At 59.9% G+C, this 22678-nt stretch carries 17 protein-coding genes, 2 tRNA genes and 3 rRNA genes; 12 read left to right on the top strand and 10 right to left on the bottom strand.

Annotated features, from left to right (window positions below):
- The first annotated feature begins 4 nt into the window (after positions 1-4).
- The 4 genes from AC3RCJ_RS04775 (at position 5) to AC3RCJ_RS04790 (ending at position 6201) form a co-directional block, all read left to right on the top strand.
- Positions 5-2269 (top strand): xanthine dehydrogenase family protein molybdopterin-binding subunit, encoded by a 2265-nt coding sequence (locus tag AC3RCJ_RS04775; RefSeq protein ID WP_492961985.1) that lies wholly within the window; start codon positions 5-7, stop codon positions 2267-2269.
- A 13-nt stretch (positions 2270-2282) separates the two neighbouring features.
- The gene (locus tag AC3RCJ_RS04780) at positions 2283-2891 is read left to right on the top strand and encodes a nucleotidyltransferase family protein (protein ID WP_492961987.1); all 609 of its coding nucleotides are present in this window, start codon (positions 2283-2285) and stop codon (positions 2889-2891) included.
- A 117-nt stretch (positions 2892-3008) separates the two neighbouring features.
- Entirely contained in the window at positions 3009-4811 is a 1803-nt protein-coding gene (locus AC3RCJ_RS04785; RefSeq protein WP_492961989.1) for a M61 family metallopeptidase, read from the top strand.
- A gap of 214 nt (positions 4812-5025) precedes the next feature.
- Complete coding sequence (locus AC3RCJ_RS04790; RefSeq protein WP_492961991.1) at positions 5026-6201, top strand: GGDEF domain-containing protein; 1176 nt, start codon at positions 5026-5028, stop codon at positions 6199-6201.
- Here AC3RCJ_RS04790 and AC3RCJ_RS04795 read toward each other — a convergent pair.
- The 7 genes from AC3RCJ_RS04795 to rpe form a co-directional block, all read right to left on the bottom strand.
- A complete protein-coding gene (locus tag AC3RCJ_RS04795; RefSeq protein WP_492961992.1) occupies positions 6152-6604 on the bottom strand; it encodes a hypothetical protein in 453 nt (150 codons plus the stop codon). The two genes, AC3RCJ_RS04790 and AC3RCJ_RS04795, sit on opposite strands and share 50 nt — an antisense overlap.
- 20 nt (positions 6605-6624) lie before the next feature.
- Positions 6625-7425: an indole-3-glycerol phosphate synthase TrpC gene (trpC, locus tag AC3RCJ_RS04800; RefSeq protein WP_492961994.1), complete on the bottom strand. Its 801-nt coding sequence runs from the start codon at positions 7423-7425 to the stop codon at positions 6625-6627.
- Positions 7426-7459: 34 nt separating this feature from the next.
- Positions 7460-8503 carry an anthranilate phosphoribosyltransferase gene (gene trpD, locus AC3RCJ_RS04805; protein WP_492961996.1) on the bottom strand — a complete coding sequence of 348 codons (1044 nt, stop codon included), beginning with the start codon at positions 8501-8503 and terminating at the stop codon, positions 7460-7462.
- 65 nt (positions 8504-8568) lie between these two features.
- Positions 8569-9132, bottom strand: a complete 564-nt coding sequence (locus tag AC3RCJ_RS04810) for an aminodeoxychorismate/anthranilate synthase component II (RefSeq protein ID WP_492961998.1) — start codon at positions 9130-9132, stop codon at positions 8569-8571.
- Position 9133: 1 nt separating this feature from the next.
- The gene (gene trpE, locus AC3RCJ_RS04815) at positions 9134-10630 is read right to left on the bottom strand and encodes an anthranilate synthase component I (protein ID WP_492962000.1); all 1497 of its coding nucleotides are present in this window, start codon (positions 10628-10630) and stop codon (positions 9134-9136) included.
- A 243-nt stretch (positions 10631-10873) separates the two neighbouring features.
- Positions 10874-11590 (bottom strand): phosphoglycolate phosphatase, encoded by a 717-nt coding sequence (locus AC3RCJ_RS04820; RefSeq protein ID WP_492962002.1) that lies wholly within the window; start codon positions 11588-11590, stop codon positions 10874-10876.
- Positions 11590-12264: a ribulose-phosphate 3-epimerase gene (rpe, locus tag AC3RCJ_RS04825; RefSeq protein WP_034753544.1), complete on the bottom strand. Its 675-nt coding sequence runs from the start codon at positions 12262-12264 to the stop codon at positions 11590-11592. Before rpe ends, AC3RCJ_RS04820 begins: the two co-directional genes overlap by 1 nt.
- Positions 12265-12421: 157 nt before the next feature.
- Between rpe and apaG the strand changes: the two genes are divergently transcribed.
- Positions 12422-12796 (top strand): Co2+/Mg2+ efflux protein ApaG, encoded by a 375-nt coding sequence (apaG, locus tag AC3RCJ_RS04830; RefSeq protein WP_492962004.1) that lies wholly within the window; start codon positions 12422-12424, stop codon positions 12794-12796.
- A 45-nt stretch (positions 12797-12841) separates the two neighbouring features.
- On the opposite strand, the gene AC3RCJ_RS04835 is transcribed toward apaG, so the two are convergent.
- Complete coding sequence (locus AC3RCJ_RS04835; RefSeq protein ID WP_492962013.1) at positions 12842-13117, bottom strand: hypothetical protein; 276 nt, start codon at positions 13115-13117, stop codon at positions 12842-12844.
- Here AC3RCJ_RS04835 and mltA point away from each other — a divergent pair.
- A complete protein-coding gene (gene mltA / locus AC3RCJ_RS04840) occupies positions 12999-14255 on the top strand; it encodes a murein transglycosylase A (protein ID WP_492962006.1) in 1257 nt (418 codons plus the stop codon). The two genes, AC3RCJ_RS04835 and mltA, sit on opposite strands and share 119 nt — an antisense overlap.
- Before the next feature lie 48 nt (positions 14256-14303).
- Here the strand turns inward: mltA and AC3RCJ_RS04845 are convergent, their stop codons facing one another.
- Together AC3RCJ_RS04845 and AC3RCJ_RS04850 are read right to left on the bottom strand one after the other, a co-directional pair.
- Positions 14304-14741 (bottom strand): universal stress protein, encoded by a 438-nt coding sequence (locus AC3RCJ_RS04845; RefSeq protein ID WP_492962008.1) that lies wholly within the window; start codon positions 14739-14741, stop codon positions 14304-14306.
- Positions 14742-14878: 137 nt separating this feature from the next.
- Positions 14879-16180 (bottom strand): MFS transporter, encoded by a 1302-nt coding sequence (locus AC3RCJ_RS04850; RefSeq protein WP_492962010.1) that lies wholly within the window; start codon positions 16178-16180, stop codon positions 14879-14881.
- Between the two features lie 79 nt (positions 16181-16259).
- Here AC3RCJ_RS04850 and AC3RCJ_RS04855 point away from each other — a divergent pair, with 79 nt between their 5' ends.
- From AC3RCJ_RS04855 to rrf, 6 genes are all read left to right on the top strand, one after another.
- Positions 16260-17036, top strand: a complete 777-nt coding sequence (locus AC3RCJ_RS04855) for an enoyl-CoA hydratase (protein WP_492962011.1) — start codon at positions 16260-16262, stop codon at positions 17034-17036.
- 406 nt (positions 17037-17442) lie between these two features.
- Positions 17443-18973, top strand: a 16S ribosomal RNA gene (locus AC3RCJ_RS04860).
- Positions 18974-19073: 100 nt separating this feature from the next.
- Positions 19074-19150 (top strand) — tRNA-Ile (locus AC3RCJ_RS04865).
- A gap of 19 nt (positions 19151-19169) precedes the next feature.
- A tRNA-Ala gene (locus AC3RCJ_RS04870) sits at positions 19170-19245 on the top strand.
- 249 nt (positions 19246-19494) lie between these two features.
- Positions 19495-22370 (top strand): 23S ribosomal RNA (locus AC3RCJ_RS04875).
- Positions 22371-22510: 140 nt separating this feature from the next.
- Positions 22511-22623: ribosomal RNA gene (gene rrf, locus AC3RCJ_RS04880) — 5S ribosomal RNA — on the top strand.
- Together the 16S, 23S and 5S rRNA genes with 2 tRNA genes alongside form the textbook arrangement of a ribosomal RNA operon.
- The last annotated feature ends 55 nt before the right edge of the window (positions 22624-22678 follow it).

Consider the following 22678-nt stretch of genomic DNA (forward strand, 5'->3'; position numbering starts at 1 on the left):
CGACATGCGTATCGAATGGTTGAATCAGCAAGCATTGCAGCATGGCGGCGTGACCCTGGGCGCGGCGCTGGCATCTTCGGCGGGGCCGGATGCGGGTGGCGTATCGCGGCGTGGTTTCATGAAGGCCGGCGCGGCGGCCGGCGGCGGCTTGATGCTGGGCTTTTTCCTGCCGGGCGCGGGCAAGCTGGCGCAGGCGGCCGAAGGTGCCCCGGCCAAGCCCGTATATGCGCCGAACGCCTTCTTGCATATCGCGCCCGATAACACGGTGACGGTGCAGGTGAACCGGCTGGAATTCGGCCAGGGCGTGCAAACGAGCTTGCCCATGCTGATCGCCGAGGAACTCGACGCCGACTGGAGCCTGGTGCACGGCGCGCTGGCGCCGGCCGGCGAGCAGTACAAGGATGCCGCCTATGGCATGCAGATGACGGGCGGCTCGGGCAGCATCGCCCATTCGTTTACGCAGTACCGCGAAATCGGCGCCAAGGCGCGCGCCATGCTGGTGGGCGCCGCCGCCGCGCAGTGGAAGGTCAGTCCCGACCAGGTGCGCGCCGCCAAGGGCGTGCTGTATGGCCCCGGCGGACAAAAGGCGACGTATGGCGAACTTGCCGACGCGGCCATGCGCCAGAGCGTGCCTGCCAGCGTCAAGCTGAAGGACCCGCGCGATTTTTCCATCATCGGCCAGCCCGTGAAACGCCTGGACGCGGCCGCCAAGTCCACGGGAAAACAGCAGTTCGGCATCGACTTCAAGCCGCCCGGCGCGAAGGTGGCCATGGTGGCGCGCCCGCCCGTGTTTGGCGCGAAAGTGGCGAAATTCGACGCCAGCAAGGCGAAAGCCATCCAGGGCGTGCAGGAGGTATTGGAAGTGAAGACCGACCGTGGCGGCAGCGGCGTGGCCGTCATCGCCGACGGCTACTGGCCGGCCAAGCAGGGGCGCGACGCGCTGGTGATCGAGTGGGACAGCAGCGCCGTGGAAAAGGTCAGCAGCGACCAGCAGCTGGCTGCCTTCAAGGCGCTGGCGAAAACGCCGGGCACCGTTGCCAAGCCAGCCGACATGGCTAAGCTGGCCAAGGCGCCGAAGAAGATCGAAGCCATCTATGAATTTCCCTACCTGGCGCACGCGCCGATGGAGCCGCTCAACTGCGTCATCGACCTGCAGGCCGACAAATGCACGATGTGGGTCGGTTCGCAATTCCAGACGGGCGACCAGGCGGCGATTGCCGCCACCTCGGGCCTGAAGCCGGAGCAGGTGACCCTGCACACGATGATGGCGGGCGGCGGCTTCGGCCGGCGCGCCGTGCCCTCGTCCGACTACGTGGTCGAAGCCGTCAACGTCGCCAAGGCGTATCGCGCGGCAGGCAAGAGCGGTCCATTGAAGCTGATGTGGAGCCGCGAGGATGACATCAAGGGCGGCTACTACCGGCCGTCGCATGTGCACCGCGCGCAGATCGGCCTCGACGCCAAGGGCAAGATCCTCGCCTGGGACCATACCATCGTGGGCCAGTCCATCATGGCCGGCACGCCCTTTGAGGCCTTCATGGTGAAAAATGGCGTCGACGGCACCATGGTCGAAGGCATGGGCGAGCCGTACACCCTGCCGATGAAGCTGTCCGTGCACGCGGCCAAGGCGAACGTGCCCGTGCTGTGGTGGCGCTCCGTCGGCTCGACGCATACGGCCTTCGTCATGGAAACCCTGATCGACGAAGCGGCGCACGTGGCGAAGATGGACCCCGTCGCCTACCGCAAGCAGCTGATCGACGCCAGGCATACGCGCCACCTCGCCGCGCTGGACCTGGCCGTGGCCAAGTCCGGCTACGGCAAGAAGAAGCTGCCGAAAGGGCAGGCCTGGGGCGTGGCCATGCATGAATCGTTCAATTCCGTCGTCGCCTACGTGGTGACGGCCTCCGTGGTCGAGGGCGCGCCCAAGCTGCACCAGGTATGGGCGGGCGTGCATTGCAACCTGGCCGTCAATCCCTTGACGATCGAAGCGCAAGTGCAGGGCGCCGCGCTGATGGCGCTGGGCATGACGATACCCGGCGCGGCCATCACGCTCAAGGATGGCGTGGTACAGCAGCAGAACTTCGGCGACTACCCCGTGCCGCGCATGCCCGACATGCCTGTGATCGAGGTGCACCTGGTGCCGTCGGGCGATGCGCCGACGGGCATGGGCGAACCGGGCGTGCCGCCGCTGGCGCCCGCCTTCGCCAACGCGCTGTTCGCCCTGACGGGCAAGCGCCTGCGCAAGTTGCCGTTCGACCTGGCGGCCGCATGACGGCAGCGGTTTTTTGAGTACGGTCGGCATCTTGCTGGCCGCCGGAAGGGGACGCAGGTTCGACCCTTCCGGCGTGCAGAACAAATTATTGCAGCCGCTGGCCGAAGGTCCGCATGCGGGCTTGCCGGTAGTGGCGGCAGCCGCAAAATCCATGCTGGCGGCCCTGCCGCGCGTGCTGGCCGTGGTGCGCGCCGACGACATGCAGGTGGCGCGCCTGCTCGGGCTACTCGGCTGCGAGGTACGCGTCTGCCACGACGCGGACACGGGCATGGCCGCCTCGCTCACCTGCGCCATCGATTATGTGCGCGGCGCGCCGGGTTGGCTGATCGCCCTGGGTGACATGCCTTTCGTGGAAGCGGCTACAATCGCCGCCTTGTCGCAAGCCATCGACGATGGTGCGCGCATCGCCGTGCCCGTGTTCCAGGGCCGGCGCGGCAATCCTGTCGCATTCGGCGCCTTTCACTTGCCGCTGCTGCTGGCGCTCGATGGCGACCAGGGCGCGCGCAGCATCGTCAACAGCCATGCCGTGTGCGAAGTGACAGTGGACGACGGCGGCATCTTGCGCGATATTGATACACCTGACGATTTGTCGCCGGTGCCTGGCGCGCCCGGGCGATTGTAGAACATCCATGCCAGACACGAGGAAAACATGAAGAAAGTACCGATTCAAAAAATCACCGCCAAGGCGGGAGCCAAGGCAAGCGGCAAAGCCACAAGCAAAGCCGCAGCGAAAACCGCAGTGAAAACCGCACCGGCCGCCGGCATCCTCTACAGCATCGCCGCCCTTGATCTGGCGGGCCACATGTTCAAGGTGACCTTGACGGTCAAGTCGCCAGCCGCCATCGGCCAGATGTTTGCCTTGCCGGCCTGGATCCCGGGCAGCTACATGATCCGCGAATTTTCGCGCAACATCGTCAGCATCCGTGCCGAGTCCGAAGGCAAGGCCGTGGCGCTGGCCAAATTGGACAAGCATTCGTGGCAGGCCGCTCCGTGCCACGGCCCGTTGACGGTCGAATACGATGTCTACGCCTGGGACCTGTCCGTGCGCGCCGCGCACCTGGACCAGAATCACGGCTTCTTCAACGGCACCAGCGTGTTTTTGCGCGTGCTGGGCCAGGAGGCCGAACCGCATGAAGTACACATCGTGCAGCCCAAGGATGCGGCCTGCAAGAGCTGGCGAGTCGCCACCACCCTGCCGGAACTGAAGGCCAAGCGCTATGGCTTCGGCAGCTACCAGGCAGCCAACTACGATGAGCTGATCGACCACCCGGTGGAAATGGGCGACTTCGCGCTGGCTACCTTCACCGCGCACGGCGTGCCGCACGATATCGTCGTCACGGGCAAGGTGCCGAACCTGGACTTGCCGCGTCTGTGCCGCGACCTGAAAGCCATCTGCGAAACGCAGATCGCCTTCTTCGAGCCGAAAACGAAAAAAGCGCCGATGGACCGCTATGTGTTCATGACCATGGCCGTCGGCGACGGTTACGGCGGCCTCGAACACCGCGCCTCGACGGCGTTGATCTGCGCCCGTGCCGACCTGCCGACGACGGCCTCAAACAGCACGGAGATCGGCGACGGCTACCTGAAATTCCTGGGACTGTGCAGCCATGAGTACTTCCATACCTGGAACGTCAAGCGCATCAAGCCGGCCGCCTTTGCGCCGTACAACCTGCAGGCGGAGAGCTACTCGCCGCTGCTGTGGCTGTTCGAGGGCTTCACCAGCTATTACGACGACCTGATGCTGGTGCGCGCGGGCCTGATCGACGAGGCAAGCTATTTCAAGCTGCTGGGAAAAACCGTCAACAGCGTCTTGCGTGGCAGCGGCCGCAGCAAGCAAAGCGTGGCCGATTCCAGCTTCGACGCCTGGGGCAAGTACTACCGCCAGGATGAAAACGCGCCGAACGCCATCGTCAGCTACTACACCAAGGGTTCGCTGATCGCGCTGGCCTTCGATTTGACTTTGCGCAGCAAGACGAATGGCGCAAAGTCGCTGGACGACGTGATGCAGGCGCTGTGGCAGCGCTATGGCCGCGATTTCTACAAGGGTAAAGCGCGCGGCGTGACGCCGGCCGAAGTCGAAGCCCTGTTCGATGAGATTGCCGGCACGCGCATGAAACCGTTCTTCGAGCGCTACATTCGCGGCACGGACGACGTGCCGCTGGCGCGCCTGCTGGCGCCGTTCGGCGTGAAATACAGCGACGTGCGCAAGGCGGAAAAAGCCAGCCTGGACGTCAACCTGGGCCGCGACGGCAATGACGCCAAGCTGGCGCAGGTGCACCAGGGTGGCGCCGCCCACCTGGCCGGCCTGTCGGCGGGCGACGTGCTGGTAGCCGTCGATGGCTTGCGCGTGACAGGCACCAACCTCGAGACCTTGCTGGGGCGCTATGGCGTCGGCGCCAGGGTGGCCATCCACGCCTTCCGCCGCGACGAGCTGATGACATTCACCGCCGTGCTGCAGGGCGACCGCGTGCCCGGTGTCAGCTTGAGCCTGCTGCCGGCGCCCAAGAAAGCCACGGGGCCGAAGCGTCCTAGCGCGGCATGATGCTGTTTGTCATGCAGTAAGACAGAAAACCGGCCTCACTGGCCGGTTTTTCATTGCAGGATGAAATTTCTCAAATGCAACTAAAACGCTGATATTGGTGCATTAGCGTCATATTTACTGCAAATGAACTAATTTTTCTTTAACTAAACTAAAATTGCCGAACTGTCTCTTTTAGATCGCGCCCAACGTGCAAAACCTCGATCCCCGAACGATCATGCTGATGACGACCCTGATGTGCGGGGCGATGAGCATTGTCATGTTCTCGGTGTATCGCAGCTTCCGGCGCGAGGTGCATGGCCTGGGACATTGGGCGGCCGGTTTGTTGTTGCTGGTGTGCGCGTCGCTGCTGTTTGGCACCCGCGAAGTGCTGCCGCCGGCATTGTCGCTGATCGCGGCCAATGCGGCGCTGGTGGCCGGCATTGGCCTGTCGATGCTGGGCACGGAGAAATTCTATGGCCTGGCGCCCAGCCGCCGCGCCTATCTGCTGATACTCGGCCTGTCCATCGCCGGCAGTAGCTGGTGGCTGCTGGTGCACCCCGATTTTTCGGCCCGCGTGGCCGTCTTCTCCCTGCTGGTCTTCCTGTTTTACGCACGCCAGGTACAACTGGTGTGGCGCCATGGCGAGCGCCATTTCTCGAGTTTGTTCTTTGGCGCGCTGATGCTGATGCAAGCTGTCGTGGTACTGGCGCGTGGCATGTCTGCCTTGCTGCATGGCGGTGCCAGCGTGAGCCTGACAGTGACCGGCACGCCGGCCGGCATTTACCTGGCGGTCGCCAATTTCATGGCTTTGCTGCTGACGGTGGGCTTCATGACGGTGGCGACGCGTCGCCTGCAGCAGATACTGGAGCGCCGCTCGACCCATGATCCGCTGACGCAGGTGCTGAACCGGCGCGGCTTTGGCGATGCGTATGCGCGCGAGATAGGCAATGTGCGCCGTCGCCGCCTGCCGCTGACATTGCTCAGCATCGATCTCGATTATTTCAAATCGATCAACGACCGCTATGGCCACGCGGTGGGCGACCAGGTGCTGGCGCACGTGGCCACCGTCATCGACGGCGCGCTGCGCGAATCGGATTGCGTGGCGCGTTTCGGCGGCGAGGAGTTCGTCGTGCTGATGCCGGACATGCCTCCACATAATGCGCTGGGCGTGGCCGAGCGCATCCGCACCTTGCTGCGGGAGTCCAGTCACGCGGGACTGCCTTCGTGTACGGTCAGCATCGGCGTGGCTTGCCAGGAATCGGTGGTGGAGGGGCTGGAAGAATTACTGTCGCGCGCCGATGCGGCCCTGTACCTGGCCAAGGAGCGGGGACGCGACCGCATCGAACTCGATGCTTGCGCGTTTACTGGGGACCGGACAAGGTCCGCAGCTGGAACCGGTACTGCTCGTTGAACAGGAAGGTCTCGGAAAAATCGAAGGTCTTGGCGTGGCGGCGCATCAGGTGTCCAGCCGGTGGAAACGCGGTTTGCACGCGCCGTACGGCGGCCAGCGCCGCCGCCGACGCCGTGCTGTCGCGTGAACGGTGGATATGCGCGCTTTTCAGCTCGCCGTCCGGACCCACGCTCAGGTCGAGCACGACGATGGCCGGCAGCATGGGCGGCAGGCGCCCGCTGAACGTATATTCTGCGTTGGCCGCCATGATCTGCTGCGCCACCAGCGACTTGTAGACGTCGATGCTGGCGGCAAGCTGTAGCGCGGCCGGCGTGGGGGCGGGAGTGTGCACCGCTGGCGCGGGCGCAGTCTGGCAAGCCGACAGCAGGACGGCGGCCGCAAGGACGGTGATCGCGTGTCTCATGGCTGCCAGCCTAGCATGGTTTAGCTGAACAGGCGTTCCAGCTCCACGCCGGGGTCGGGCGCGCGCATGAACGCTTCGCCCACGAGGAAGCTGTGGATGTGCGCGTCGCGCATGCGTTGCACGTCTGCCGTGCTGTGGATGCCCGATTCCGTGATGATCAATTTGTCTTGCGGGATGCGCGGCAAGAGATTGATGGTCGTGTCGAGCGACGTTTCGAAGGTGCGCAGGTTGCGGTTGTTGATGCCGATCAGCGCGCTCTTGAGTTTCAGTGCCGCCGTCAGTTCTTCGCCGTCGTGGCTTTCGATCAGCACGCCCATGCCCAGTTCGTGGGCGCACGCTTCCATCTCCGCCATCAGGCCATGGTCGAGCGCCGCGACGATCAGCAGGATGCAGTCGGCGCCCATGGCGCGCGCTTCATAGATCTGGTACATGTCGACCATGAAGTCCTTGCGCAACACGGGGATGGCGCAGGCGGCGCGCGCCTGCTGCAGATAATCCACGCAGCCCTGGAAGAACTGTTCATCCGTCAGCACGGACAGGCAGGCCGCGCCGTGTTGGGCATAGCTGGCGGCGATATCAGCCGGGCGGAAGTCGGCGCGGATCACGCCTTTCGACGGCGACGCTTTTTTGATTTCGGCGATGATGCCGGGCTTGCCGGCGGCGATGTGCTGGCGCAGGCTCGCCTCGAAGCCGCGCAGGCCGGCGCGCAGGGCGCCGTCGCTCTCCACGTCGCCGCGCAGGCTGGCCAGGCTGCGGCGGGCTTTGGCCTTGGCCACTTCGTCGGCCTTCACGGCCAGGATTTTATCGAGTATGTCGGACATGATGGTCGCTATTCTATCAAGGAGGGCGGAGGGCTTACGCTTGCTTTGGTGTGCCCAGCTGCTGCGTCACCTGCACGAATTGGTCGAGTTTCGCCAGCGCGGCGCCCGAACTGACGGCGGTGCGCGCGCGCGCCAGGCCGTCTTCGATCGAGCTGGCCACGCCGGCCGCGTACAGCGCCGTGCCCGCGTTCAGGGCCACGATGTCGGCGGCGGCACCGGGTTCGCCGCGCAGCGCTTCCATCATCTTGGCCTTCGATTCGGCGGAATCGGCCACCTTCAGGTTGCGGCTGGCGATCATCGACATGCCGAAGTCTTCTGGATGGATTTCATATTCGCGGATTTCGCCGTTGATCAATTCACCGACCATGGTGGCCGCGCCCAGCGACACTTCATCCATATTATCGCGGCCATACACGACGATGGCATGCTGCGCGCCCAGGCGTTGCAGCACGCGCACCTGGATGCCGACCAGGTCGGCGTGGAACACGCCCATCAAAATGTTCGGCGCGCCGGCGGGATTGGTCAGCGGCCCGAGGATATTGAAGATCGTGCGCACGCCGAGCTCCTTGCGCACGGGCGCCGCATGTTTCATGGCCGCGTGGTGGTTGGGTGCGTACATGAAGCCGATGCCCGTTTGCGCGATCGACTGGGCGATCTGCTCGGGCTGCAGGTTGATGTTGACGCCCAGCGAGTCGAGCACGTCGGCGCTGCCGGACGAGGACGACACGCTGCGCCCGCCATGCTTGGCCACGCGCGCGCCCGCCGCCGCCGCCACGAACATCGAGGCGGTGGAAATATTGAACGTGTGCGCGCCGTCGCCGCCCGTGCCGACGATGTCGAGCAGCTTGGTGGTGTCGGCCATGGGCACCTTGGTGGAAAACTCGCGCATCACTTGCGCGGCGGCGGCGATTTCGCCGATGGTTTCCTTTTTCACGCGTAAACCCATGGTGAGGGCCGCGATCATGGTGGGGGACATTTCGCCGGACATGATCTGGCGGAACAGGTACAGCATTTCGTCGTGAAAGATTTCGCGGTGTTCGATGCAGCGCAGCAGGGCTTCTTGTGGGGTGATCGGCATGATGCTTCCTTCTTCAATGATGGCGCAGGAGGACACTGATGGCACGCCGTGGCGTGCGCAAGGAATCAGCGCTCGAGGAAATTCTTCAGCAGGGCGTGGCCGTGCTCCGAGAGGATCGATTCGGGGTGGAACTGCACGCCCTCGATATCGTATTCCCGGTGGCGCACGCCCATGATTTCGCCGTCGTCCGTCCACGCCGTCACTTCCAGGCAGGAAGGCAGCGAGGCGCGTTCGATCGCCAAAGAGTGGTAGCGGATCACTGTGAAGGGGCTGGGAATGTCCTTGAAGACGCCCACGCCCGTATGCGCGATGAGGGAAGTCTTGCCATGCATGACCTGCCTGGCGCGGATGACCTTGCCGCCAAACGCCTCGCCGATGGCCTGGTGGCCAAGGCAAACGCCCAGTATCGGCTTCTTGCCGGCGAAGTGCTTGAGCACTTCCACCGAAATGCCCGCCTGGGCCGGCGCTTTCGGGCCGGGCGAGATGCAGATGCGGTCCGGATTCAGCGCCTCGATCTGCTCGATCGTGATTTCATCGTTGCGGTAGACCCGCACGTCTTCGCCCAACTCGCCGAAATACTGCACGATGTTGTAGGTGAAGGAGTCGTAGTTGTCGATCATTAGCAGCATCTTAAAACTCCCCATCCAGGCCATCTTGCACTTGTTCGGCGGCGCGCAGCACGGCACGCGCCTTGTTTTCAGTTTCCTGCCATTCCATTTCGGGGACCGAGTCGGCCACGATGCCGGCCGCGGCCTGCACGTACAGCATGCCGTCCTTGATCACGCCCGTGCGAATCGCAATCGCCACGTCCATTTCGCCGCCAAACGACAGGTAGCCGCAGGCGCCGCCATAGATGCCGCGCTTGGTGATTTCCAGTTCGTCGATCACTTCCATGGCGCGCACTTTCGGCGCGCCCGTCAGGGTGCCGGCGGGGAAAGTGGCGCGCAGCACGTCCAGGTTCGACAAGCCCTCTTTCAGCTTGCCTTCCACGTTCGAGACGATGTGCTGCACATGCGAGTATTTTTCGATGACCATGCGGTCGGTGACGTGCACGCTGCCCGTTTCCGCGATGCGGCCGATGTCGTTGCGCGCCAGGTCGATCAGCATCACGTGCTCGGCGATTTCTTTCGGATCGGCCAGCAGTTCTGCCGACAGTTCCGCATCGCGCTCGGGCGTGGCGCCGCGCGGACGCGTGCCGGCGATCGGACGCAGGGTGACTTTCTTGCCGCCGTCGGCCGTCGTCTCGTTGCGCACCAAAATCTCGGGCGAGGCGCCGATGATCTGCATGTCGCCGAAATTATAGAAGTACATATACGGCGACGGATTGAGCGAGCGCAGGGCGCGGTACAGGGTCAGCGGCGAATCGACATAGGGCTTGCGGATGCGCTGGCCGATCTGCACCTGCATCAGGTCGCCCGCCATCACATATTCATGCGCCTTGGCGACGGCCTTCAGGTAGTCTTCCTTGGAAAAATCGCGGATGGTTTCCGTGCGCACGGAGGCGCTGGTGACGGGCGCATCGACGCCGCGGCGCAGCATCATGCGCAAATCCTTCAGGCGCTGGCGCGCCTTGCTGAAGGACTCGGGCTGCGCCGTGTCGGCGTAGACGATCAGGTAGAGTTTACCGGACAGGTTGTCGATGACGGCCAGTTCCTCCGTCACCATCAGCTGGATGTCGGGCAGGTTCAGGTCATCTTTCGGCGCGCCGCCGGCCAGCTTTTTTTCGATGTGGCGCACGGTGTCGTAGCCGAAGTAGCCGGCCAGGCCGCCGCAGAAACGCGGCATGCCGGGGCGCAGGGCCACCTTGAAGCGCGACTGGTACTGTTCGATGAAGTCGAGCGGATTGCCTTCGTGCTCTTCGATCACGACGCCGTTCTTGACGATTTCCGTGCGGCTGCCATGGCTGCGCAACACGGTCGTGGCGGGCAAGCCGATGAAGGAATAGCGGCCGAAGCGTTCGCCGCCGACGACGGATTCGAGCAAAAAGGTGTTTTTGCCGCCTTGCTGGGTCTGCGCCAGTTTCAGGTACAGCGTGAGCGGGGTTTCCAGGTCGGCGAAAGCTTCCGCGATCAGGGGGATGCGGTTGTAGCCTTGCTGGCCCAGCGATTTGAATTCGAGTTCGGTCATGTTTCTCTCCATGCCGTCAGGGTACGCGTGTGCACGGTGCACAAACCCTGCGGTGGGTTATCAAAAAACCTGCCGGTGCACACAAGATACGCAAAATGCGCGCGCGCAGCCGACAGCAATCTTACACGGCTCGGCCCTTAGGCCTGCCAGGATTGCCAGCGTCGCCAAAGCCAGGCCTCAATCGAGCCGGTTTGGGTGACATTGTGTTTTTTGATGAGAAACGTGTTCACGATGTGGTGTTGGTCAGTATGCTGGTCTGTTTTGCATGCTTATAAAATGGGCCGCTTCGAGCAGCGTATTTACTATACCATCGGAATCGGTGTCGTGTATAGAGTGTCCGTGGTTGTAACCATACGGTACCGTCAAGACGGGGCAAGCCGCAGCCCGTGCCGCTTGCGCGTCATTCGAGGAGTCGCCGATGGCCACCACTTTGGCGGGCGGCAAGTCGAAGTCCGCACACACTTGCAGCAGCGGCATGGGGTGCGGTTTTTTCTGCGGCAGCGAATCGCCGCCGTAGACGATCTCGAAATAGCCATCGAGTTTTTTCTGTTTCAGCAGGGGCAGGGCGAAGGCGACCGGCTTGTTGGTGACGCAGGCCAGGCGCAAGCCGGCCGCCTGCATCGCCTTCAGTCCGGCTTCCACGTCCGGGTACAGGGTGCTGAACTGGCCATTGATGGCCAGATAGTGGCGCTGGTAGCCCTCCATCGCCTGCTCGAAACGCTGTTCCACGCCGTCCGCATCGAAGTCGAGCGCCAGCACGGTGCGGATCAGGTTTTCCGAGCCCTTGCCCACCATCCGCTTGATGGCCTCGGCGCTGATGGGCGCCAGGCCCAGTTCTGCGCGCATGCCGTTGATGGCGACATGAAAATCGGGCACGGTGTCGAGCATCGTGCCATCGAGGTCGATGATGGCGGCGCGCACGCCGGCCAGTACGTGGTCTTTCACCGTGCCCGCTTGCATCAGGCGCCCTTGACGGCTGCGAGCTCGGCGCGCATGGCGTCGATGACGGCCTTGTAGTCGGGCTTGCCGAAGATGGCCGAGCCGGCGACAAAGGTGTCGGCGCCCGCTGCTGCTGCGGCGGCGATGTTGTCGATCTTGATGCCGCCATCGACTTCGAGCATGATGTCACGGCCCGATTCGTCGATCATGCGGCGCGCTTCGGCGATTTTCTTCAGCGCTTGCGGAATGAAGGACTGGCCGCCGAAGCCCGGGTTGACCGACATGATCAGGATGATGTCGATCTTGTCCATCACGTGTTCCAGGTAGTGCAATGGCGTGCCCGGGTTGAACACCAGGCCCGATTTGCAGCCATTGTCGCGGATCAGTTGCAAGGAACGGTCGACGTGATCCGACGCTTCCGGGTGGAAGGTGATGATGTTCGCGCCAGCCTTGGCGAAATCCGGGATAATGCGATCGACAGGCTTGACCATCAGATGCACGTCGATGGGCACTTGCACGTGCGGGCGGATTGCCTCGCACACCAGCGGGCCGATGGTCAGGTTCGGCACATAATGGTTATCCATCACGTCGAAGTGGATGATGTCGGCGCCGGCGGTAACGACGTTGCGCACTTCCTCGCCCAGGCGGGCAAAGTCGGCGGACAGGATGCTGGGAGCGATACGGAATGTTGTCATGGTGGGTAAGGGCTAAGTGTGGAAAATCCGATTTGCGCTATTTTACGCTTGACGCCGCCGTCATGCTTTTTTGAAACACAGAATCCAGGCCGCGCAGTGGCCGATAAGGCACACGTGACGCAATGTATGACTGGGAATGACTAATAAAGGAACGACGATGTCGACTTACGAATTTACGGTAACGGTCAAGACGCAGTACTTGCCAGAGCAATCGGCACCCGAGCAGGGCCGGCATGTGTTCAGCTACACCATTCGCGTGCTCAATAGTGGCACCATTGGCGCGCAACTGATTTCGCGCCATTGGGTCATCACGGACGCCAATGACAAGGTGGAAGAAGTGCGGGGCCTGGGTGCCGTTGGCCACCAGCCACTGCTGCAACCGGGCGAGCAGTTCGAATACACGAGCGGCACCGCGCTGGCGACGCCGCAAGGTTCGATGCGCGGCGAATATTTTTGCGTAGCGGAAGATGGCCACCAGTTCGAAGCGCCGATTCCGGAATTCGTCCTGTCGCTGCCGCGCACGCTGCACTGAAGCCTGTGCAGGCAGCGATCAGGCGGGCTGGCAAGCCCGCGTTGATTATTTCAGTTTTTCCGTGGCATCTTTTTCTTCGTTGAGCTGTTTTTGTACTGGTGGCATGGGCTTCTTGCCCGAATACATGGTCCACCAGACGATAAATGCCAGCAAGAAGAACGCCACCAGCGCCTCAATCATCAAGATCCACATACGCTTCCTTATGTTATTTACACGCAGCTTATTAAAACGCACCAGTCTACTCGTTTCAGCCGGCGCCGTCGCGCTTGGCTTGTCCGCCTGTACCACGCCCCCCGTGGCAACGCCTGCAGCCAGCGGCAAGGCGCCGCCTATCGCGCCCACGGTCGTCAAGCCCGTACCCGCCAAGCCGGCCCCATCCGATGCGGCCGAGGCCAAGGATGTACAGGCGCCCACCTTTGCGCCCGCCAGTTTTTCTGCCTTGCCCGGCTGGGCGCGCGACGATTTGCGCGCCGCCTGGCCCGCCTTCATGGCATCGTGCGGCGTGCTGGCCAAGCGGGCTGACTGGAAGGAATCGTGCACCATTGCGCGCCAGGTGAATGCCGATAGCGACAAGGCCATCCGCCTGTTCTTCGAAACCTTCTTCGTGCCGAACCAGGTAGTGGCCGCCGACGGTGTTGGCACGGGCCTCGTCACCGGCTACTACGAGCCGCTGCTGCACGGCGCGCGCAAGCGTGGTGGTCCATACCAGACGCCGCTGTACAAGGTGCCCGATGACCTGGTGACGGTGGACCTGGCCGGGGTGTACCCGGAATTGAAGAATATGCGCTTGCGCGGCAAGCTGGTTGGCAAGAAGATCGTGCCGTATTCGACCCGCGCCGATATCGAGCGCGCCACTGCCGTCACGGGCAAGGAATTGTTGTGGGTCGATGACGAGGTGGAAGCGTTCTTCCTGCAGGTGCAGGGTTCCGGCCGCGTGCAGTTGACCGATACCCAGGAAACCGTGCGCGTCGCCTATGCGGACCAGAATGGCCATCCGTATAAATCGATAGGCCGCTACCTGGTGGACAAGGGCGAGCTGACCATGAGCCAGGCATCCGCGCAAGGCATCAAGGCATGGATCGCAGGCCATCCCACGCGCAAGGATGAATTGTTCAATGCCAATCCCAGCTATGTCTTCTTCAAGGAAGAGCGCTTGCCCGATCCGAAGGTGGGGCCGAAGGGCGCGCTGGGCGTGCCGCTGACGCCGCAGCGCTCGGTGGCCATCGATTCGCGCTTCGTGCCGCTCGGCGCACCGGTGTTCCTGTCGACCACGCAAGCCAACAGCGATATCCCCATGCAGCGGCTGGTGATGGCGCAGGACACGGGCGGCGCCATTCGCGGGCCTATCCGCGTCGATTATTTCTTTGGATTTGGTGCGGAGGCGGCGGAAAATGCGGGCCGCATGAAGCAGAGCGGAATGGTGTGGGTGCTGCTGCCGAAGCAGGCCCCGGTACGCTGAGGAAAATGCTGCGCCGGCCGCGAGGGCTGGCGCAGCGCATGGCTTGATTTAACGCAGGACCATGACCGGCAGGTGCGTATGCGCGAGTACCTTTTGCGTCTCGCTACCGACGAACAACTTGTTCAAGCCCTTGCGGCCATGCGAGGCCATCAGGATGATGTCGCAATGGTAGCTCTCCGCCGTATTCACGATTTCTTCGTGCGGGCTGGGCGACACGGATACCACGCCTTCGAAGGCGATATTTGCGGCGCGCGCGGCCACGCTGATCTTGTCGATGGCGCGCTGGGCCGATTCGTGCATCTGCTGCTCATACAGGCTGGCGTCGAGCACGATGCCGCCGTCGGCCATCGGCGAAAACGGGAAAGGCTGCACGACGCTGATGGCAACCAGCTTGGCCTTGTTCAGTTGGGCAAAGGCGATGGCTGTCTCGGCGGCCTTGTCGGACAAGGGCGAACCGTCGGTGGGAAATAAAATGGTGTTAAACATGGCGTGCTCCCTAGAGTGATGTAAGACAGCTTATGGATTTACCTCAAGCAAAACCTTGATGTAAATCAAACCTCACTGGCTTAGCTATAAATAGTGTCGTCAAGGCAATATTTAACAGTGTATGCCTGTTTTCCGCTTCACGTGCGCACGCTACGCAGCGGCGTTCCCCACACCATGGCGATCGTCAGGGCAATGCTGCCGGCCGCGATGCAGGCCAGGCCGCTGCGCACGCCAAAGTGTTCGGCCACCCAGCCGGCGGCCAGCGCCCCGAGCGGGGCGGTTGCCACCGTCAGGAAACGCATGGTGGATGTCATGCGTCCCAGCATGGGGTCGGGCGTAACTTTCTGTCGCAAGCCCAGGTAGGGAATAAAGAACAGCATCACGCCGCAATCGAAAAAGAACATCAGCACGGCATACGCGACGGCGCTGGCGGCCGCGCTGCCGAACAAGGCGGCGGGAATCGTTGGTGTCAGTGCAAAGCACAGCGAGGTCGATGCCAGGCCGATCAGGATGGTGCGGCCGGCGCCGTAGCGCTTCGTCAGCGGCTTGACGATGAAGGCGCTCAGCAGCACACCGGCGCCGCCCAGCATTTGCGTCATGCCCAGCACGCCCGGACTCATGCCCAGGTCGCGCGTGGCAAACAGCACCGTCAAGGCCATGCTGGCGTAAAACAGGAAGTGCCAGATGCCGGCGCCCCAGGCCAGCGCGCGCAGCAGCGGTTCGCGCCAGACAAACAGCAAGCCGTCGGCGATGTCGCGCAAGGCATGCTTGTCGGAGGGAGCAGGGCGTGGATCGCGCACGCTCATGGCACGCAGATTGAAGACGGAAATCAGATAGCCGCAGGCTGTGCACAGGATGGCGACGGGCGCCGACAGCACTTGCACGAGTACGCCGGCCAGGCCGGGGCCGATCAGGCGCGACGCCGATTCCGTGGCGGCAAATTTTGATTGCGCATCGATCAGGCCATCGCGCCCCACCAGGAAGGTCAGGAAGACCTGTTCGGCGCCGCCGCCGACGACGAAGCCCGTGCCGATGATGAACCCCACTATATACAGCCACGGCATCGACAGCACGCCGCACCAGTAGGCGACGGCCACGCTGGCCAGGGCCAGGCCGGACATGCTTTCACTGAACAGCATGATCGGGTGCTTGCTGCGCCTGTCCAGCAGCACGCCGACGGGCAGGCCGAAGAGGGCGAACGGCAGCGCCTGCAGGGCCACGAGCAAGCCCATCTGCTCAGGCGTCGCTTGCAGGAGCAGTACCGCGCACAGGGGCAGGGCCAGCGAGGTGATCTGGGCGCCGAAGCAATTGAGGCCGTTGCTGAACCACAGGCGGCGGAAATTGACGCTGGCGGCGCTGCCGTCGCCGCGCAGGTGGCGGGCGCAATACTGGAAAAGGGAGGAGAAAATACGCTGCTCGATAAAGGTGATCGGGCTCACAATAATAGCAGCGCACCTGCCGCGCCGCCGCCGTTAGCCGCTACAATCATCGTTACCGTGTTCACCCAGAGGAGACCCTATGCAATACGAAGACCTGATCATCGACATCCAGGACAAAGTGGCACTGATACGCCTGAACCGCCCCAAGGCCTTGAACGCCTTGAACGACAACATGATGAATGAGCTGGGCGACGCCTTGCTCAAATTCGATGCCGACGAGAATATCGGCTGCATCGTGCTGACGGGCAGCGAAAAAGCGTTTGCAGCCGGTGCCGATATCGCCGCCATGGCCGATTACACCTATCCGGACACCTTTACCCAGGGCTACATCAGCCGCAACTGGGAGCATATCTTGCGCGTGCGCAAACCCGTGGTGGGCGCCGTGGCCGGTTATGCACTCGGTGGCGGCTGCGAACTGGCCATGATGTGCGATTTCCTGATCGCCGCCGACAGCGCCAAATTCGGCCAGCCGGAAATCAAGGTCGGCGTCACGCCGGGCGCGGGCGGCACGCAGCGCTTGCCGCGTGCCATCGGCAAGGCCAAGGCCATGGACCTGCTGCTGACGGCCCGTACCATTGATGCCGTCGAGGCGGAACGCATCGGCCTGGTGTCGCGCGTGGTGCCGGCAGATAAATTAATGGAAGAAGCCCTGGCTGCCGCCAAGACCATCGCCGCCATGCCGACCTCGGTCGCGATGATGATCAAGGATTGCGTCAACCGCGCCTTTGAAACCACCTTGACCGATGGTGTCGCCTACGAGCGCCGCTTGTTCCAGGCCGCCTTCGGTACGCCTGCACAAAAAGAAGGCATGCACGCTTTCCTGGAAAAGCGCTTGCCAAACTTCGACGGTCTTTGATATGATTCGCCTCCCCGATGAGACGCACTGGTTTGCGGCACAAAAGGGACAGCCTTCCGGGGCTGGGTAGCAAAAAAGAAGGTTGACGAATTAGCCGAAACGCTTCATACTCTTCCTTCTTAGCAGCTGACAAACACAACGCTTTGTCGATAGCGCGAAAGTAGCACCGAATACAGTTCTTTAACAATTAACAGTCGATAAGTGTGGACATTTGATGCAAGTGCAGCAGCGATCTTCGGATTGCTGTAATACTTAAAATATCAAATGTTCACAAGAAATAATGAAATAGGATACTTCTTCGGAAGTAGCCTGTCAGTTTTTTGAGTGAGCAAATCTTTGGTAATGCCAAAGATTTGGATGGTAGTGATACTGTCCGACCTGTCAGAAATGACATTAAACAGAGATTAAACTGAAGAGTTTGATCCTGGCTCAGATTGAACGCTGGCGGCATGCCTTACACATGCAAGTCGAACGGCAGCACGGAGCTTGCTCTGGTGGCGAGTGGCGAACGGGTGAGTAATATATCGGAACGTACCCTGGAGTGGGGGATAACGTAGCGAAAGTTACGCTAATACCGCATACGATCTAAGGATGAAAGTGGGGGATCGCAAGACCTCATGCTCGTGGAACGGCCGATATCTGATTAGCTAGTTGGTAGGGTAAAAGCCTACCAAGGCATCGATCAGTAGCTGGTCTGAGAGGACGACCAGCCACACTGGAACTGAGACACGGTCCAGACTCCTACGGGAGGCAGCAGTGGGGAATTTTGGACAATGGGCGCAAGCCTGATCCAGCAATGCCGCGTGAGTGAAGAAGGCCTTCGGGTTGTAAAGCTCTTTTGTCAGGGAAGAAACGGTGGGAGCTAATATCTCCTGCTAATGACGGTACCTGAAGAATAAGCACCGGCTAACTACGTGCCAGCAGCCGCGGTAATACGTAGGGTGCAAGCGTTAATCGGAATTACTGGGCGTAAAGCGTGCGCAGGCGGTTTTGTAAGTCTGATGTGAAATCCCCGGGCTCAACCTGGGAATTGCATTGGAGACTGCAAGGCTAGAATCTGGCAGAGGGGGGTAGAATTCCACGTGTAGCAGTGAAATGCGTAGATATGTGGAGGAACACCGATGGCGAAGGCAGCCCCCTGGGTCAAGATTGACGCTCATGCACGAAAGCGTGGGGAGCAAACAGGATTAGATACCCTGGTAGTCCACGCCCTAAACGATGTCTACTAGTTGTCGGGTCTTAATTGACTTGGTAACGCAGCTAACGCGTGAAGTAGACCGCCTGGGGAGTACGGTCGCAAGATTAAAACTCAAAGGAATTGACGGGGACCCGCACAAGCGGTGGATGATGTGGATTAATTCGATGCAACGCGAAAAACCTTACCTACCCTTGACATGGCTGGAATCCCCGAGAGATTGGGGAGTGCTCGAAAGAGAACCAGTACACAGGTGCTGCATGGCTGTCGTCAGCTCGTGTCGTGAGATGTTGGGTTAAGTCCCGCAACGAGCGCAACCCTTGTCATTAGTTGCTACGAAAGGGCACTCTAATGAGACTGCCGGTGACAAACCGGAGGAAGGTGGGGATGACGTCAAGTCCTCATGGCCCTTATGGGTAGGGCTTCACACGTCATACAATGGTACATACAGAGCGCCGCCAACCCGCGAGGGGGAGCTAATCGCAGAAAGTGTATCGTAGTCCGGATTGTAGTCTGCAACTCGACTGCATGAAGTTGGAATCGCTAGTAATCGCGGATCAGCATGTCGCGGTGAATACGTTCCCGGGTCTTGTACACACCGCCCGTCACACCATGGGAGCGGGTTTTACCAGAAGTAGGTAGCTTAACCGCAAGGAGGGCGCTTACCACGGTAGGATTCGTGACTGGGGTGAAGTCGTAACAAGGTAGCCGTATCGGAAGGTGCGGCTGGATCACCTCCTTTCTAGAGTTTGCACGAGCCAGTTAAATGGTTCACGCCTCAAATGTTCACACTTATCGGCTGTTAGTAAGAGAAGAAACAGTAGTCGTAGTAGCACCGCGTTGGGGCTGTAGCTCAGCTGGTTAGAGCGCCGTGTTGATAACGCGGGGGTCGTTGGTTCGAGTCCAACCAGCCCTACCAGCTAATTAGTAAAATCTCAGGGGGATTAGCTCAGCTGGGAGAGCACCTGCTTTGCAAGCAGGGGGTCGTCGGTTCGATCCCGTCATCCTCCACCAAGTACTTTGAAAGTGCAAACGTAAGTTAATCACAGTGGTGATTGAATTTAGGTTTGATCTTTTAGCGATCAAAGCTGTTTCGTTCTTTAACAATCTGGAAGAAGTAAAGATTATTTATTGATCGGTTTGCCGTAAAAAGCGAATCGATGGGTAATGATTGTATGTATCAACAAACAAGCAACAACGTTGTACTTTCTTATCCCTGTAGCGCTCTTTCATTATGCAAATGATGAGAGGCTAACGTTATAGGGACAAGCGAATAAGTGCACATGGTGGATGCCTTGGCGATTACAGGCGATGAAGGACGTAGTAGCTTGCGATAAGCTGCGGGGAGTGAGCAAACACACTTTGATCCGCAGATTTCCGAATGGGGCAACCCACCCTTTTAGGGTATTGCATACTGAATACATAGGTATGCAAGGCGAACGCGGCGAACTGAAACATCTAAGTAGCTGCAGGAAAAGAAATCAACCGAGATTCCCAAAGTAGCGGCGAGCGAAATGGGAAGAGCCTGTACGTGATAGTCGGACCGATAACAGAATCCTCTGGAAATAGGAGCCATAGCGGGTGATAGCCCCGTATGTGAAATCGGACCGGTGGTACTAAGCGTACGACAAGTAGGGCGGGACACGTGACATCCTGTCTGAATATGGGGGGACCATCCTCCAAGGCTAAATACTCGTAATCGACCGATAGTGAACCAGTACCGTGAGGGAAAGGCGAAAAGAACCCCGGAAGGGGAGTGAAATAGATCCTGAAACCGTGTGCATACAAACAGTAGGAGCGGACTTGTTCCGTGACTGCGTACCTTTTGTATAATGGGTCAGCGACTTACATTCAGTGGCAAGGTTAACCGCATAGGGAAGCCGTAGAGAAATCGAGTCCGAATAGGGCGATCAGTCGCTGGGTGTAGACCCGAAACCAAGTGATCTACTCATGGCCAGGATGAAGGTGCGGTAACACGCCCTGGAGGTCCGAACCCACTAATGTTGAAAAATTAGGGGATGAGCTGTGGGTAGGGGTGAAAGGCTAAACAAACTTGGAAATAGCTGGTTCTCTCCGAAAACTATTTAGGTAGTGCCTCAAGTATCACCATCGGGGGTAGAGCACTGTTATGGCTAGGGGGTCATTGCGACTTACCAAACCATTGCAAACTCCGAATACCGATGAGTGCGAGCTTGGGAGACAGACGTCGGGTGCTAACGTCCGGCGTCAAGAGGGAAACAACCCAGACCGCCAGCTAAGGTCCCAAAGATTGGCTAAGTGGAAAACGAAGTGGGAAGGCTAAAACAGTCAGGATGTTGGCTTAGAAGCAGCCATCATTTAAAGAAAGCGTAATAGCTCACTGATCGAGTCGTCCTGCGCGGAAGATGTAACGGGGCTAAGCCAGTCACCGAAGCTGCGGATATATAGCAATATATATGGTAGGAGAGCGTTCTGTAAGCCTGCGAAGGTGTCTTGTAAAGGATGCTGGAGGTATCAGAAGTGCGAATGCTGACATGAGTAGCGATAATGGGGGTGAAAAGCCTCCACGCCGTAAGCCCAAGGTTTCCTGTTCAACGTTCATCGGAGCAGGGTGAGTCGGCCCCTAAGGCGAGGCAGAGATGCGTAGCTGATGGGAAGCAGGTTAATATTCCTGCACCGTCGTATGATGCGATGGGGGGACGGATCGCGGAAGGTTGTCTGACTGTTGGAATAGTCAGTTTCTGTCTCATAGAAGGCGCTTAGGCAAATCCGGGCGCGGAATTCAAGGGGATGGGACGAGTGAACTTGTTCACGAAGCAATCGGAAGTGGTTCCAAGAAAAGCCTCTAAGCTTCAGTCATACGAGACCGTACCGCAAACCGACACAGGTGGGCGAGATGAGTATTCTAAGGCGCTTGAGAGAACTCGGGAGAAGGAACTCGGCAAATTGGTACCGTAACTTCGGGAAAAGGTACGCCCCGGTAGCTTGATTGGTTTACTCCATGAGGGTGAAAGGGTTGCAATAAACTGGTGGCTGCGACTGTTTAATAAAAACACAGCACTCTGCAAACACGAAAGTGGACGTATAGGGTGTGACGCCTGCCCGGTGCTGGAAGATTAAATGATGGGGTGCAAGCTCTTGATTGAAGTCCCAGTAAACGGCGGCCGTAACTATAACGGTCCTAAGGTAGCGAAATTCCTTGTCGGGTAAGTTCCGACCTGCACGAATGGCGTAACGATGGCCACACTGTCTCCTCCCGAGACTCAGCGAAGTTGAAATGTTTGTGATGATGCAATCTACCCGCGGCTAGACGGAAAGACCCCATGAACCTTTACTGTAGCTTTGCATTGGACTTTGAACCAATCTGTGTAGGATAGGTGGGAGGCTTTGAAGCGGGGACGCTAGTTCTCGTGGAGCCAACCTTGAAATACCACCCTGGTTTGTTTGAGGTTCTAACCTTGGTCCGTTATCCGGATCGGGGACAGTGCATGGTAGGCAGTTTGACTGGGGCGGTCTCCTCCTAAAGTGTAACGGAGGAGTTCGAAGGTACGCTAGATACGGTCGGACATCGTGTTGATAGTGCAATGGCATAAGCGTGCTTAACTGCGAGACTGACAAGTCGAGCAGGTACGAAAGTAGGACATAGTGATCCGGTGGTTCTGTATGGAAGGGCCATCGCTCAACGGATAAAAGGTACTCTGGGGATAACAGGCTGATTCCTCCCAAGAGTTCATATCGACGGGGGAGTTTGGCACCTCGATGTCGGCTCATCACATCCTGGGGCTGTAGCCGGTCCCAAGGGTATGGCTGTTCGCCATTTAAAGTGGTACGTGAGCTGGGTTTAAAACGTCGTGAGACAGTTTGGTCCCTATCTGCCGTGGGCGTTGGAAATTTGAAGGGGGCTGCTCCTAGTACGAGAGGACCGGAGTGGACGAACCTCTGGTGTACCGGTTGTCACGCCAGTGGCATTGCCGGGTAGCTAAGTTCGGAAGAGATAACCGCTGAAAGCATCTAAGCGGGAAACTTGCCTTGAGATGAGATTTCCCAGAGCCTTGAGCTCTTTGAAGGGTCGTTCGAGACCAGGACGTTGATAGGCTGGGTGTGGAAGTGCAGTAATGCATTAAGCTAACCAGTACTAATTGCCCGTACGGCTTGTCCCTATAACCTTAGCAGGTACAGAGGATAAGACGGTACAACGTTGCGTGTGTGTTGATACTATCATTCATTACCCTTGATCTTTGCTTCTTCCAGATTCATGGCCTTGTCGTCCTACAGGAGACAAGCGTCAGTACAAGTTATGCCTGATGACCATAGCAAGTTGGTCCCACCCCTTCCCATCCCGAACAGGACCGTGAAACAACTTTGCGCCGATGATAGTGCTGCAACCAGTGTGAAAGTAGGTTATCGTCAGGCTTGTTATATAAAAAAAACCCCGCTAGGTGCGGGGTTTTTTTTCGTCTGCAGCCTT

It is taken from the genome of Janthinobacterium sp. GW822-FHT07H11, assembly GCF_058798615.1.